The following is a 13910-nucleotide window of genomic DNA, read 5'->3' as shown; positions in this document are numbered from 1 at the left end:
AAAAAACACAGCAACCGATGATCAGCGGGTGAGCCCATGGAATTACGAATCAACCAGAAGACCTATCAGGTCGATGCCGACGCCGATACGCCCCTGTTGTGGGTGATCCGCGATGACCTGGGCATGACCGGCACCAAATACGGTTGCGGTCTGGCGCAGTGCGGCGCGTGCTCCGTGCTGGTCGACGGCAACGTGGTGCGCTCCTGCGTGACGCCGGTGGCCGGTGTGGTCGGGCGTGAGGTCACCACCATCGAAGCCATCGAGACGGATGATGTCGGCAAACGTGTGGTGGCGACCTGGGTGGAGCATCAGGTCGCCCAGTGCGGCTATTGCCAGTCCGGGCAGGTCATGGCCGCCACGGCACTGCTGAAGAATAACCCCAAACCGAGCAATGAGCAGATCGAAGCGGCGATGGTCAATCTCTGCCGCTGCGGCACCTACAACGCGATTCAGGCAGCGGTTCATGACCTTGCCGGGTTGTCCGCGACGAAGGGGGAGGCGTGATGAACTTGCCCATTGAAAGCCTGAATCTGACTGATCCGGTCAACGTATCTCGCCGGCGCTTCCTCGCCGGCACTGCCGTGGGTGCGCTGGTGCTCGGCTTCGGCCTGCCGCTCGGTTCGGGCAGAGCCCTGGCGGCGGCCGCCGCGACCGAACGCGGCACGCAAGTGCCGGCGTTTCTGGAAATCCGTCCGGACAACACCGTGCGCCTGCTCAGTCCGTTCATGGAAGGCGGGCAGGGCACCCACACCGCCATGGCGCAGATCGTCGGCGAGGAGCTGGACGCAGACCCCGCGACTTTCCTGGTCGAGGCCGCGCCACCGGGCGAAGCCTACGTGGTGCTGGACAACGGGATGCGCATCACCGGCGGCAGCATGTCGGTGCGCCTGAGCTACCCGACCATGCGCCGCCTCGGTGCTTTGGCGCGGGCCATGATGTTGCAGGCCGGTGCCGAGAAACTGGGTGTGCCGGTGGGCGAGCTGACGACCGAACCGGGCAAAGTGGTGCATGCCGCTTCGGGCCGCACGCTGACCTACGGCGAATTGGCCGAGCGCGCGATGGACCTGCCGGTGCCGGACCCTGCCAGTGTGAAACTGCGCGATCCGAGCCAGTTCCGCTGGATCGGCAAACCGGTCAAGCGTGTCGATGCGTATGACAAGTCGACCGGCAAGGCGCTGTACAGCATTGATCTGAAAGTCGACAACATGCTCCACGCGGCGGTGCAGCATGCGCCGCGCCTGGGCATGACCGTCGGCAGCCTGCGCAATGAAGAGCAGGTCAAGGCCATGAAGGGCGTGCATTCGGTGCATCAATTGCCCGGCGCCGTAGCGGTGGTGGCCGAGCGTTGGTGGCACGCCAAGCGTGCGGTGGAGGCGATTCAGGTCGACTGGCTGGAGGCGGGCGCCGACTCCAGGCTCCGGTCGATGCCGGCGGATTTTTCCAGTGATGCTTACGTAAAACGTCTGGCAGCCGAGAAAGGCCCGGCCCGCGACGCTGAAAACGAAGGCGACGTGGCCGCAACGCTGGCCAGTGCCAAGACCACACTCCAAGCCACGTATCACAACCAGTACCTCAACCACGGCCAGTTGGAACCGCCGTCTGCGCTGGCTCGCTTCAATCCCGACGGCTCGCTGGAAGTCTGGCTGCCGAATCAGGCGCCTGACATGTTCCGTGCGGACATCGCCAAGCGCACCGGTCTCGATCCTGCGCGCATCACCTTGCATTCGCCCTTGCTGGGCGGGTTTTTCGGGCGGCATTTTCTCTATGAGTCGGCCAATCCCTACCCGCAAGCGATTGCGCTGGCCAAGGCAGTCGGGCGTCCGGTCAAGCTGATCTGGAGCCGCGAGGAAGAGTTCGTGCGCGATGCGCTGCGGCCAATCGCTGCCGTCAATTTCCGCGCTGCACTGGACAGCGATGGCATGCCGCTGGCTATCGAGGCGGTCAGCGCTACTGAAGGGCCGACCGAGGCGCTCGCCGGCAAACAGGGCGAAAAAATCGACCCGACCGCCCTCGAGGGCCTCGCGGGCAAGTCATACGCGATCCCCAACAAGCGGATCGCGCAGATCTACGTCAAAGGCCCGGCCATGCTCGGTTACTGGCGTTCGGTGGGTAACTCGCTCAACGACTTCTTCTACGAAGCGTTCCTCGATGAAATCGCCGACAAGGGCGGCAAAGACCCCTACGAATTGCGTCTGCACCTGCTGCGCGACAACCCGCGCCTGACCACGTTGCTGCAAGCGGTGGGTGAGTTGTCCGGCGGCTGGAAACGCGGTCCGTTTACCGCCGAGGACGGCAGCAAGCGTGCGCGCGGTGTCGCCATGGCCTCGCCGTTCGGCACGCAGACGGCGGTGATCGCCGAGGTGTCGATCGAGCATGGGCAAGTCAAGGTGCATGACATCTGGCAGGCGATCGATCCGGGCAGCATCGTCAACCCGGCGATCGTCCAGGCGCAGGTCAGTGGCGCGGTCGCGCTGGGCCTGTCGCAGGTACTGGTGGAGGAGGCCGTGTACGTCGACGGCAAACCCCGCGCGCGCAACTACGACTTGTACCCGATTCTGCCGCCTTCACGGATGGCCCGGGTGCATGTGCGGATTGTCGAGAGTGGGGAAAAAATGGGCGGCATCGGTGAGCCGCCGCTGCCGGCCGTGGCGCCGGCGGTTGCCAACGCCGTGGCGAGACTGACCGGCCAGCGCATCCGCAGCATGCCGCTCAGCCGATACACCTTTACCTGACCGCGCCGGAGCCTTCATGAACAACAGCCGATTCGCAAGAACCGCTGGCTGGTTGGCCGTGCCGTGCCTGATCGCGGCCGGCCTGCTGGCCTGGTATGTCACCCGCGAGCCCGTCTCGCCTTTTGAAAGCCGCCAGGTCGCCGTGGCCGATATCGACCCGGCACTGGTCGCTCGTGGCGAATATGTCGCCCCGCTCAGCGACTGCGTCGCCTGCCACAGCGTGCCCGGTGGTGCGCCCTTCGCCGGCGGCCTGGAAATGGCGACTCCGTTGGGTGCGATCCACGCTACCAACGTCACCCCGGATCGCGAGACCGGGATTGGCAACTACAGCCTGGCGCAATTCGACCGGGCGGTGCGCCATGGCGTCGCGCCGGGAGGGCGGCGGCTTTACCCGGCCATGCCGTATCCGTCCTACGCCAAACTCTCTGACGATGATGTTCGCGCCTTGTACGCGTTCTTCATGAAGGGCGTGGCGCCGGTCAAGCAGGCCAACATCCCCAGCGACATTCCCTGGCCGCTGAATATGCGCTGGCCGGTCGCGTTGTGGAACGGCGTTTTCACCGACTCCGCGCCCTATGTGGAAAAAGCCGGACAGGACCCGTTGTGGAATCGCGGGGCCTACATCGTTCAGGGCGCCGGTCATTGCGGCAGTTGCCATAGCCCGCGCGGGCTGGCGTTCAACGAAAAAGCGCTGGATGAATCCGGCACGCCGTTCCTTGCCGGTGCGTTGCTCGATGGCTGGTACGCACCGAGCCTGCGCAACGATCACAACACCGGCCTCGGGCGCTGGACCGAGCCGGAGATCGTGCAGTTCCTCAAGACCGGTCGCAACCAGCATGCGGTGGTGTTCGGCTCGATGACCGAGGCGTTCAACAACTCCACGCAGTTCATGAACGATGAGGATCTGGCGGCCATCGCTCGTTACCTCAAATCGTTGCCGGGCGATCATCAGCGTGACGGCACGCCGTGGCAGTACCAGTCAGTGGCGGCTACGAAGCCCAACACGCCGGGCGCCCACACGTATGAGACCCGCTGCGCGTCCTGTCATGGCCTGGATGGCAAGGGCCAGCCAGAGTGGATGCCGCCACTGGCCGGCGCCACTTCCGCACTGGCGTCGGAAAATGCCTCGGCGATCAACATCACCCTCAACGGCTCGCAACGCGTGGTCGCTGCTGGTGTGCCGGACGCCTATCGCATGCCGGCCTTTCGCGAGCAACTTTCGGATCAGCAGATTGCCGAAGTCCTTACCTACGTGCGCAGCACCTGGGGTAATCGCAGCGAGGCGGTGGACGCGAAAGCGGTGAGCAAACTGCGCGAACACACCGATCCGGCCAGCAGCAGCCCGATCATTCTGCAGATGCGTTAAGGAGGGGGTGATGGAAAGCATCGACTTGCTGGTTCTGCGCAGCGCGCGGGACTGGCTCGCCGCTGGCGACCGCGTGCTGCTTGCCACGGTGGCGCGCACTTGGGGCTCATCGCCGCGGCCGGTGGGGTCGATGATGGCCCTGCGTAACGATGGCCGGGTGGTGGGCAGCGTTTCCGGTGGCTGCATCGAAGACGACCTGATCCACCGTTACACCACGGCCTACGGCGGCGATGGCCTGGCGGACGGGCCGCCCGAAGTGGTGCGTTACGGTGTCAGCGCCGACGAGGCTCACCGCTTTGGTTTACCCTGTGGCGGCACGCTCGAATTGATCCTCGAATTCAGCCCCGCATGGCAAGCGCTGGATGTACTGCTGAGCCAGCTCGACTCCGGGCAATTGGTGCGCCGCCAATTGGTGCTGACGACCGATGAAGTCACGCTCCAACCCACTGCCACTCCGGAGCAGTTCAGCTTCGACGGCGAGCAGATGGTCAATACCCTTGGCCCCGGTTATCGCCTGCTGATGATCGGCGCCGGCGCGCTGGCCGAATACCTGGCGACCATGGCGTTGTTCAACGGCTTCAAGGTTTCGGTCTGCGATCCGCGCCCCGAGCATATGCAGACGTGGGCGGTGAGCGGAGTGGAGCGCATTGTCGGCATGCCGGATGACGTCGTGCGGGATTTTGCCGTCGACCTGCGCACCTGCATCGTCGCCCTCAGTCACGATCCGAAACTGGATGACCTGGCCTTGCTTGAGGCCTTGCACGGGCCGGCGTTCTACATCGGCGCCATCGGCTCACGGCGCAACAGCCAGCTACGCCGTGAGCGGTTGATCGAGCATTTCGGCGAAACGCAAGACTCGCTTGAACGCCTGCATGGGCCGATCGGGATCTACATCGGCAGCAAGACCCCGGCGGAAATCGCGGTCAGTGTGATGGCCGAGATTCTCGCGGCGAAAAATGGCGTTGGTTTGCCGGGGGCGCTGAATGTGGCCAGTGCCAAGGCGTCTCTGGCGGCTTTGCACAACTGAACGGGGAGGTCGGTTGCCCGTCGTTCATAGCCGTCCGATCCTCATGTTGATGGGCCAGGAAATCGAGTGGCGAGTGGCGGGGGCGCCCCAGCGTTCGGCGATATCAGCGGCGAAGCGATGCAGCAGGTCTTCGCGCCCCGAGTCCCGGGCATTGCGCACTGCCGACCAGGTCGAGACGTAGCCGAGAAACTCGTCCAGAGACCAGTCCAGATGAATGGCGATCGAGGGGCTTTCCAGCTCGGTGAACGGAAAGTCGAGGGTGGCGTAACCGCTGTCCACGAGCTTGCGTTCGGCGGGCCAGAACGGGCCGATTTCATCCCGGTAGAAGCGCTTGAAGCGAGCGCCCAGCTCACCGTCCATGCGCAGTACGCCGTAACTGATCAGCGCCACAACCGTGTTCGGCACCGCCACCCGGCGCACCTCGTCGTAGAACTTCGGCAAATCAAACCAGTGAGCGGCTTGCGCCGCCGTCACCAGGCTCACGCTGCGGCTCAACAGCGGCAGATCTTCCGCTGGCGCGCAGCGGTAACTGACGTTCTCTTGCGGTGCCGCGTGGGTAATCTGGTCTTCACTGGGATCGAAACCAGCGACGGAGTTGAAATGCTCGGCGAGCTGCCGGGTCAACTGGCCGTTGCCGCATCCGACGTCGACTGCGAGAAAGGTGTCCGGCGCCACCGAGGCCAGGTACGCCGCGAGTTCCGCCGGGTATTCCGGCCTGAACTTCGCGTAGGCCGAGCCACCCTGATCGAACCAGTTCTTGCTTGCTGCATCCGTGTTATTCATGGGCGGAAACTCCGGCGATCTGGCTTTGTTTGAAGTCGCTCAGGCGCTGCGAGAAACCGCGTTGCTCCAGGGCTCTGGCGGTGTCTTCGAGCACTCGGCGAAGGGGATAGCCAACCTCGGTTTCCAACTGCTCGATGGTTTCGAACGTGGCCGCCCAGTGTGCATTCAGTCTGGTCACCAACTCCTTGCCGGCGGCAGTCAACTCGATCACCGTCTGCCGTCCATCCTCACCGCGCTGACGGGAAATCACACCTTCGGCCTCCATGTGGCTGACAGTCTGACTGATGGCGCCCTGGGTCAGATGCGAGCGCGCGGTGATCTCCGTCACCGTCCGCGCACCTGAGCGAATGGCGCGCAGCACAGGGGTGTAGCGCGCCCGGTACTTCATGCCCATTTGCTGGTAGTGCGCTTCGGCGCCCAGTTCGACCAACTCCGATACATAGCGCAGCAGTTCGCCCAGGCCGGGCTCGACTTTTTGATTCATGGTCATCGTCTCCAACAGATGCATTACAAACTACATTAGCGCTAATGTAATTTGCAAGCCGAGTCCGTCAGGGGGTCTCGTGACTGGCGATTGATCTGCAACGTTGCCTTCAGTAACGAATCGCGCCGTGTTCGCCTGCCCATAAAAAGCGTTCTCCAGACAGAGCCTTCAAGCAGTCCTTGAATTCGGTAACTGGCATGAAACTCGCTAATACGTTCAAGAGTGATTGTTGAACAATCTGTGCGTTGTGAAGGGAGGGCATGCAACGGTGAGTCAAACCCATGAAAAAAGCCTGTCGCTGCCGGATCAGGTCGCCATCGAACTGCGCGAAGACATCATTGGCGGGCGCCTGTTGCCGGGCATGCCACTGGTGGAAAGCGAACTGGTCAACGCCTACAACGCCTCGCGCAACACCGTCCGCGAGGCGCTGCACCAGTTGGGTCGCGAAGGCCTGACCAGCTATGTGCGCAACAAAGGCGTGATGGTGCGCCGCATGGGAATCGACGATGTGCGCGACCTCTTCAAGGTCCGCCGCACGCTCGAATTGCAGGCTATCGCCGCAAGCAAGCCGTTACGCGAGTTCCAGTCCGATCTGATGCTCGATGCCATCGAGGCGGCGCAACTGGCCCGGGATCGCGAGAACTGGCAAGCCTTCGGTACGCACAGCCTGCGTTTTCACCAACACATCGTCGGCCTGATGCGCAGCCCGCTGTTCGACGAATTCTTCACCCACGTGGCGGCCCAGATGCGCCTGGTGTTTTCCAACGCCCCCAACGAGGAAACCTTCCAGAAACCCTGGTTTGAGCGCGACCGGCATATTCACGACCTGCTGGGCGATGGCCGCAAGAAGGAAGCCGGGGAAGCCATGAGCAGCTACCTCAACGACTCCGAACTCGTGCTGCTGGACATTCTGAACAACCGAGCAAAACACTGAAGAGAGGATCCATCATGTACAAGGATTATCCAGCGGCCTATCAGGTCAGCAAGGGCGCCGCATTGCAGGTAGACAAAGCGTTTTATGACCGCGTGCGCGAGAACAGGGAAGGCCGCACATTGGTCGAGCAATTCGAAGTGCCGATTCGCACCGGCCGCGCCTGGAAGGTGCCGGCGGGGCATGTGTTTCGCGTGACCACGCCCGTGGGGCCGCAAGTCGGCGACTTCAACGTGTGGAGCGCCAACGATCCCCGCGAACGCATGTGGGCGTCCCGCACCCGTCAGTTGCAAGGCGCACACGTCACCACCTACGACCGCTTGTGGTCGAACCTGCCGTTCCTGCGACCGATGGTCACCATCACCGACGACAGCCTGGCCGGCTACGGCATCGATGAACATGGCGGCCGTTTGCACGATCTGCTCGGCACGCGCTGCGATCCTTACGTGAACAAGATGCTCACGGGCGAGGATTTCCACCACCATTGCCACTCCAACCTGACCCGCGCGGTGTTGCCACACGGCCTGACCGAGTTCGACGTACACGATGTGTTGAACATCTTTCAGTGCACGGGCCTGAATCACGACGACATGTACTTCATGAAAGCGTGCCCGGCGAAGCAGGGCGACTACCTGGAGTTCTTCGCGGAAATCGATCTGCTCTGCGCATTGTCCACCTGTCCGGGTGGTGACCTGTCATTGCCGATGTGGGGGCCTGACGCCGAGGATCCGTTGAAGGTCTGCCGTCCGCTCGGGGTGGAAATCTACCGTCTCGACGATTCGCTGCTGGAGGGCTGGAAACAGCCCGAGCGCGCTGCTTACAACGGTAACCACGGCTTGCTGATTCCCAAGGCCGAGTGGGAAAAGTAAGGGGCGGGGCGATTGAAAACCGAGTGAAGGCGTATGTTTCAGATCTCAAAAAGAGGGAGACGGATTGAATAAACCGTCTCCCTTTTTTTGCATTTACTGAATGGTTTAAGGGCAGGGCGGTCTCGTTGATCGAATGCGAGGGCATCGGAGCACTTGAAAACAAGGCCATCCGCATGGCTGGCATCTATGGCGGCAGTCTCCCCCTTTACTGCCCCCGATGGTTGGACCATAGAGACAGTGACTTTGAAATGGCCTGCTCATTCAAGTCGGCTTTGCTATTGGGCAAGGACTGCTTTGGGCCTGTCCAAAAAACACTTCTTGGCAAAGACCAGCGTTGTGTCATTTTTTAAGCTTGCTGAAACGTTTCATCAAGTTTATAAAAAGCGCACAACTCCAAGAAAGGCTATTGCCATGACCCCGCTCAAACTCGTTGTTGCCCTCAGCGCATTGTCCGCTGCCTCTCACGCCATGGCCTGGGATTACGTTCTGCTCGACACCGACAAAGCCGCGCAGAACTGGCAGATCACCAGTCAGCAACTTGGCATAAAGACCGACAATCCCTTCAGCGTTACCCTGCGCACCTTGCATGGTGGTCGGCAGGAAGGCGTCAGCATCGTTGATATCGATAACGGCACGATGAAACTCTCGGTAGTGCCGACACGGGGAATGAACGTCTTGCAGGCCTCGGTCGGCAATGTGCGCATGGGCTGGGATTCCCCGGTCAAGGAAGTGGTCAATCCGTCCTTCATCGAACTCAATGGTCGCGGTGGTCTGGGCTGGCTGGAAGGTTTCAACGAGCTGGTCACCCGCTGCGGATACGAATGGGTCGGCCACCCCGGCGTCGACAATGGCGAACTGCTGACGCTGCACGGTCGGGCCGCCAACATTCCTGCGAACAAAGTCACCCTGCACATCGATGAAATACCACCGTACGCCATCACACTGCGCGGCGAACTGAAAGAGCAGGCGTTCAAGAAGGTCGACTTCTCTGTGGCGACCGAACTGGTCACCGAGCCCGGCAGCGTAGTGTTCGCCCTCAACGACACCCTGACCAACAATGGCGATTATCCGAAGGAATACCAGGCGCTATATCACAGTAACTTCAGCACCCCGTTCCTGGAGCAGGGCGCTCGTTTCGTCGCGCCGGTGAAACAGGTGTCGCCGTTCAACGACAAGGCCAAGGGCGATCTGCCCGAATGGCAAACGTACCGCGCTCCGACCAGGGACTACGACGAAACGGTCTACAACGTAGTGCCGTACGCCGATGCCAAAGGCGATACGTTGACCGTGTTGCATAACAAGGCCGGCAGCCTGGGCGTTTCGGTTGGCTTCAATACTCAGACACTGCCCGTGTTTTCCCTATGGAAAAACACGGATACCCAAGGCCAGGGTTATGTGACGGGGCTGGAACCGGGGACAAGTTTTTCCTACAACCGCCGTTATCAGCGGCCACTGAACCTGGTACCGACAATCGGACCGAAGGAACACAAGCAGTTCCGCATCCGCTACAGCTTGTTGGCGGATAAGGCGGCTGTGGATAAGGCCTTGAAGCAGGTGAGCGAGATTCAGGGTGGACGGGAGACTGAGGTGCGACAGACGCCATTGGTTGATCTGACCAAGGGGTGACATCGGCCAAATGTCCGCGTCTGATCCCGTCGGCCAGCTCAAGATCCGCCGGTGTGCGCGCGATCTTGAGCCGTCGATGGGCTGATCGCAACGACAGGGACTACCCGCTCCTAGCCTAAAGCAGCCAATCCCCAACGGCTGCTTTCAATCAGAAAAAATTACCTCTCAAAAACGATCCAGGTTGTAGGCCTGGATCGCCGGCAGCCCGCCAACCCGATTACCAGCATCTGGCATCACCATCCCCCCAACCATCTCCGCCGTCACCGCCCCCTGCGTCAGCCCCAAATGCTGATGCCCAAACGCTAACAGCACCTTCCCCTCACAAACCCGATCAATCACTGGCAACGAATCCGGCAACGAAGGTCGAAACCCCATCCACGTCGTAGCCCCGTCCACATTCAAATCGTTGCGAAACAAACCCTTGCTCAAGCGATGCAACTGCCACGCTCGCTCCATGCTCGGCGGCCGCTCCAGCCCTGCAAATTCCACCGTCCCGGCCAGCCGCAACCCTTCAGTCATCGGCGTCATGATGAATTTGCGTTCCAGCGAGGTAACGGGGAAGGGCAGGCGGTCGTGTTCGTGGGGCAGCATCAGGTGATAGCCGCGTTCGGTGTCGAGCGGGACTTTTTTGCCGGTCAGTGCGGCGGTGAGTCTGGCCGAGTGGGCGCCGCAGGCGATGAGTACCTGAGAGGCCGTCACCCCACCGTTCTCGGTGACGAGGGAAACGCCGTGCTCGCGAACGACGCCGTCGCGAACCGCTTGTTTGACGAATTTCACGCCGGACGCTTTTGCGGCTTTGACCAGTTCGCAAACCACAAGGTAGGGGTCGATAAAGTGCCCGGTACTCGGGAAAAACAACCCGCCCTGAATCTGCTCGCTCAGTTGCGGCGCAGTCTCGCGTATCGTCCCGACCTGCCAATAATCCACTGGCACGCCCTGCTGTCGCATCCGGGCCTGCAAGGCGTCGATGGCTTGGCGGGATTCTGATCGTTCGAACACCAACAACGACCCCTCCACCTTGAGCAAATCCGCTCGCCCGATATCGTCGAGCAACCGGCGCCACGCATCGAGGCTGGCCTCATTCAGCGCCCGTAATCCCGCCACCGTGCGCTGAAACGGCGCCGGGCGCAGGTTCAGCAGTAGCCGGGTGAACCACGGCAATGCGCGGGGCATGTATTTCCAGTCCAGGCGCAGTGGTCCCATCGGGTCCATGAGCATGGCGGGCAGGCGCTTGAGGATGGAAGTGTCGGCGATCGGGAAGACTTGTTCGGTGGCCAGGTGTCCGGCGTTGCCGAAGGACGCGCCGTGGCCGGGTTCCTGTGGGTCGAGGACGATCACGCGTTTGCCCTGGCGCGCGAGGCGCAGGGCGCTGGCGACACCGATGATGCCGGCGCCGATCACGGCAATGTCGGCGTCGTGTTGGGAGGCGTTCTGGCTCATGCCTGGGTTTCCCGTTGGCCGTCGAGCAGGCGGCGAAGCTGCAAAGGGTTGTCGTGTTTCAGCGCGGCGGGCAGCAGGCTGTCGGGGAAGTCCTGGTAGCAGACCGGGCGCAGGAAACGCAGGATGGCAGCGGTGCCGACCGAGGTGCTGCGCGCATCCGAGGTGGCCGGGAACGGGCCACCGTGAACCATGGCGTCGCAGACTTCGACGCCGGTGGGCCAGCCGTTGACCAACAGGCGTCCAGCCTTGCGCTCAAGGATTGGCAGCAATTTACGCGCCTGTTCGAGGTCGGCGTCATCCAGATGCAGGGTGGCGGTCAACTGGCCTTCGAGGTGTTCGGTGACCTGACGGATTTCATCGTCGCTGGCGCATTGCACGATCAATGAAGCGGCGCCGAAGGCTTCGACTTGCAGGGTGTGATCGGCGAGGAAGTCGCTCGCGTTGGTGATGAACAGATGAGCCTGACATTGATTCGGGCCGGTGCCGATCTGGCCGGCAGTCACAACCTGCGCCCAGGCGTTCTCGGCCAGTAAACTCACGCCTGCCTCATAGGCATTGAAGATTCCTGGCGTGAGCATGGTTTGCGCCGCGCAAACCTTGATGAGCCTGGCAGCGGCAGCCACAAAGCTGTCCAACGCCGGCCCTTGTTGGGCAATCACCAACCCGGGATTGGTGCAGAACTGACCCGCCCCTAACGTCAGTGACGCGACAAACCCTTGGGCCAATCCCTCAGCGCGATTCTGCAACGCTGCCGGAAACAGCAACACCGGGTTGATCGAACTCATTTCCGCGTACACCGGAATCGGCTCAGGCCGTGCCTGCGCCGCTTGGCACAGCGCCAGTCCACCACTGCGCGAACCGGTGAAGCCCACGGCTTTGATACGCGGATCGGTGACCAGCGCAATCCCGACGTCGCGCCCCGAACCGTATAGCAGCGAGAAGACACCTTCCGGCAAACCACAGGCCTTGACCGCCCGCGTCACCGCGCGCCCGACCAGTTCACTGGTGCCGGGATGCGCGCCGTGCGCCTTGACGATCACCGGGCAGCCAGCCGCCAGCGCCGAAGCGGTATCGCCGCCCGCCACCGAGAACGCCAGCGGAAAATTGCTCGCCCCGAACACCGCCACCGGCCCCAGCGGAATCTGCCGTTGACGCAGATCCGAACGCGGCATCGGCTGGCGTTGCGGTTGCGCCGGATCAACCCGCACATCCAGCCACTCACCGGCACGCACGGTGCGGGCAAACATCCGCAGTTGCTGGCAGGTGCGTCCGCGCTCACCCGACAAGCGGGCGCGGGGCAGGCCGGTTTCGGCCATGGCGCGGTCAATCAGCTCATCACCGATGGCTTCGATTTCTTGGGCGATGGTTTCCAGAAACGCCGCCCGCGCACTCAGCGGTGTTTCGCGATAACCATCCAGCGCCGCCCAGGCCAATGCGCAAGCCTGCTCGACATGTTCGGCCGACCCGCCGGCGTAGGCCGGTTCCAGCGCGGCATGGGTGGCCGGGTTGATCCCGTGAATGGCTTCACGGTTGCCCGCGAGGGTTTGCTGTCCGATCAGCATGTGGCCCGTCAGTGTCATGGTGTGTTCCTGATAAAAAGTGGCCGTCGCCCTGCATGGGCGCAGGGCACGGCAGGCAAGAAAAAAAGATGCGAGGCACACAGCCCCGCATCGCAGGATCAGGCGAAGTTCTGTTCTGCCGACCAGTTCTCGTACCAGTGGCGGAACAGCGAATATTGCGCCTCTGCATACCGCCGCTGGGAGTCACTCAGCGCGTCGGTTTCGTTGAAGTGCAGGGTGTATTCCTTGTCGCCGTTGAGCACCATCAGGTGTTTGTAATACAGCACCAGATCGGTGCCTTCGTCGAACGACGACAGCACCGCCAGCGCCGATTCCAGCTCCCGTGCCTGGCGACGGGCCTTGGCATCACCCTTGGCCGCTTGCTTGCTCAGGGCCACCAGTTGCAGCACTTCGCGGGGCAGGGCGTTGCCGATGCCGGTGATGGCGCCGGTGGCGTTGCAGTTGACGAAACCGTGGACCACCTGGGTGTCGACGCCGACCATCAGGGTCACGTCGTCATCCTTGGAGGTGATGTTTTCGGCGGCGTAGCGCAGGTCGGCGCCACCGCCGAATTCCTTGAAGCCGATCAGGTTCGGGTACTCGCGGCGCAGGTCGAAGAACAGGTCGGCGCGGGTGGCGAAGCCGTAATAAGGGCTGTTGTAGATCACCGCCGGCAGCTTCGGCGCGGCTTGCAGAATCGCGGCGAAGTGAGCTTTCTGCGCAGCCGGCGAAGCACCACGGGACAGCACTCGCGGGATGACCATCAGGCCTTGGGCGCCGACCTTCGCCGCGTGAGCCGCGTGGGCCACCGCTTCGCGAGTGTTCACGGCACCAGTGCCGACGATGGTCGGAATGCCGGCGGCCACCAGCCGCGCCACGCCTTCCTGGCGCTCGGCTTCGGTGAGCAGCGGCCAGTCACCCATGGAGCCGCAGTAGACGACCGCACTCATGCCGATGTCGATCAGCTCGCGACCCTTGGCCACCAGGGCGTCGAAGTCCGGTTTGCGCTGGGCGGTGCACGGGGTCATCAGGGCAGGCATGCAGCCGGTGAAGATGTTGTCGCTCATTGTTCTAGCTCCTTGGAACGTTCAGT

The 13910-nt window shown here is 62.5% G+C and carries 12 protein-coding genes and 1 pseudogene; 7 read left to right on the top strand and 6 right to left on the bottom strand.

Annotated elements, in window-relative coordinates:
* Positions 1-36 precede the first annotated feature (36 nt).
* Genes KVQ74_RS21785 through KVQ74_RS21770 form a run of 4 tightly spaced genes read left to right on the top strand, consistent with a single transcriptional unit; the run spans position 37 to position 5125 of the window.
* The gene (locus KVQ74_RS21785) at positions 37-504 is read left to right on the top strand and encodes a (2Fe-2S)-binding protein (protein ID WP_217833398.1); all 468 of its coding nucleotides are present in this window, start codon (positions 37-39) and stop codon (positions 502-504) included.
* Positions 504-2732, top strand: a complete 2229-nt coding sequence (locus KVQ74_RS21780; RefSeq protein ID WP_217833395.1) for a xanthine dehydrogenase family protein molybdopterin-binding subunit — start codon at positions 504-506, stop codon at positions 2730-2732. Before KVQ74_RS21785 ends, KVQ74_RS21780 begins: the two co-directional genes overlap by 1 nt.
* 16 nt (positions 2733-2748) lie before the next feature.
* Positions 2749-4098 (top strand): c-type cytochrome, encoded by a 1350-nt coding sequence (locus KVQ74_RS21775; protein ID WP_217833393.1) that lies wholly within the window; start codon positions 2749-2751, stop codon positions 4096-4098.
* Between the two features lie 10 nt (positions 4099-4108).
* Complete coding sequence (locus KVQ74_RS21770; protein ID WP_217833391.1) at positions 4109-5125, top strand: XdhC family protein; 1017 nt, start codon at positions 4109-4111, stop codon at positions 5123-5125.
* A gap of 24 nt (positions 5126-5149) precedes the next feature.
* On the opposite strand, the gene KVQ74_RS21765 is transcribed toward KVQ74_RS21770, so the two are convergent.
* On the bottom strand, positions 5150-5908 hold the full coding sequence (locus tag KVQ74_RS21765) for a class I SAM-dependent methyltransferase (protein ID WP_217833388.1): 759 nt from the start codon (positions 5906-5908) through the stop codon (positions 5150-5152).
* Positions 5901-6392 carry a MarR family winged helix-turn-helix transcriptional regulator gene (locus KVQ74_RS21760; RefSeq protein ID WP_217833386.1) on the bottom strand — a complete coding sequence of 164 codons (492 nt, stop codon included), beginning with the start codon at positions 6390-6392 and terminating at the stop codon, positions 5901-5903. Before KVQ74_RS21760 ends, KVQ74_RS21765 begins: the two co-directional genes overlap by 8 nt.
* A 268-nt stretch (positions 6393-6660) precedes the next feature.
* Here KVQ74_RS21760 and KVQ74_RS21755 point away from each other — a divergent pair, with 268 nt between their 5' ends.
* From KVQ74_RS21755 to KVQ74_RS21745, 3 genes are all read left to right on the top strand, one after another.
* Entirely contained in the window at positions 6661-7326 is a 666-nt protein-coding gene (locus KVQ74_RS21755) for a GntR family transcriptional regulator (RefSeq protein ID WP_217833384.1), read from the top strand.
* Positions 7327-7340: 14 nt separating this feature from the next.
* Entirely contained in the window at positions 7341-8192 is an 852-nt protein-coding gene (locus tag KVQ74_RS21750; RefSeq protein ID WP_217833381.1) for an urea carboxylase-associated family protein, read from the top strand.
* 411 nt (positions 8193-8603) lie between these two features.
* Entirely contained in the window at positions 8604-9818 is a 1215-nt protein-coding gene (locus KVQ74_RS21745; RefSeq protein WP_217833457.1) for an aldose 1-epimerase family protein, read from the top strand.
* 13 nt (positions 9819-9831) lie between these two features.
* Here KVQ74_RS21745 and KVQ74_RS29335 read toward each other — a convergent pair.
* From KVQ74_RS29335 to KVQ74_RS21730, 4 genes and pseudogenes are all read right to left on the bottom strand, one after another.
* Positions 9832-9909, bottom strand: a pseudogene (locus KVQ74_RS29335) (hypothetical protein); the annotation flags it as partial.
* A 74-nt stretch (positions 9910-9983) separates the two neighbouring features.
* On the bottom strand, positions 9984-11258 hold the full coding sequence (locus KVQ74_RS21740; RefSeq protein WP_217833379.1) for an FAD-dependent oxidoreductase: 1275 nt from the start codon (positions 11256-11258) through the stop codon (positions 9984-9986).
* Positions 11255-12838 carry an aldehyde dehydrogenase (NADP(+)) gene (locus KVQ74_RS21735; RefSeq protein WP_217833377.1) on the bottom strand — a complete coding sequence of 528 codons (1584 nt, stop codon included), beginning with the start codon at positions 12836-12838 and terminating at the stop codon, positions 11255-11257. The genes KVQ74_RS21740 and KVQ74_RS21735 overlap by 4 nt, the downstream gene beginning before the upstream one ends.
* 98 nt (positions 12839-12936) lie before the next feature.
* The gene (locus KVQ74_RS21730) at positions 12937-13884 is read right to left on the bottom strand and encodes a dihydrodipicolinate synthase family protein (RefSeq protein ID WP_217833374.1); all 948 of its coding nucleotides are present in this window, start codon (positions 13882-13884) and stop codon (positions 12937-12939) included.
* Between the last annotated feature and the right edge of the window lie 26 nt (positions 13885-13910).

Source organism: Pseudomonas botevensis (assembly GCF_019145475.1).
Taxonomy (GTDB): Bacteria; Pseudomonadota; Gammaproteobacteria; order Pseudomonadales; family Pseudomonadaceae; genus Aquipseudomonas; species Aquipseudomonas botevensis.
Note: the sequence above shows the minus strand (reverse complement) of the source record. Positions and strands in the feature narration are given on the sequence as shown.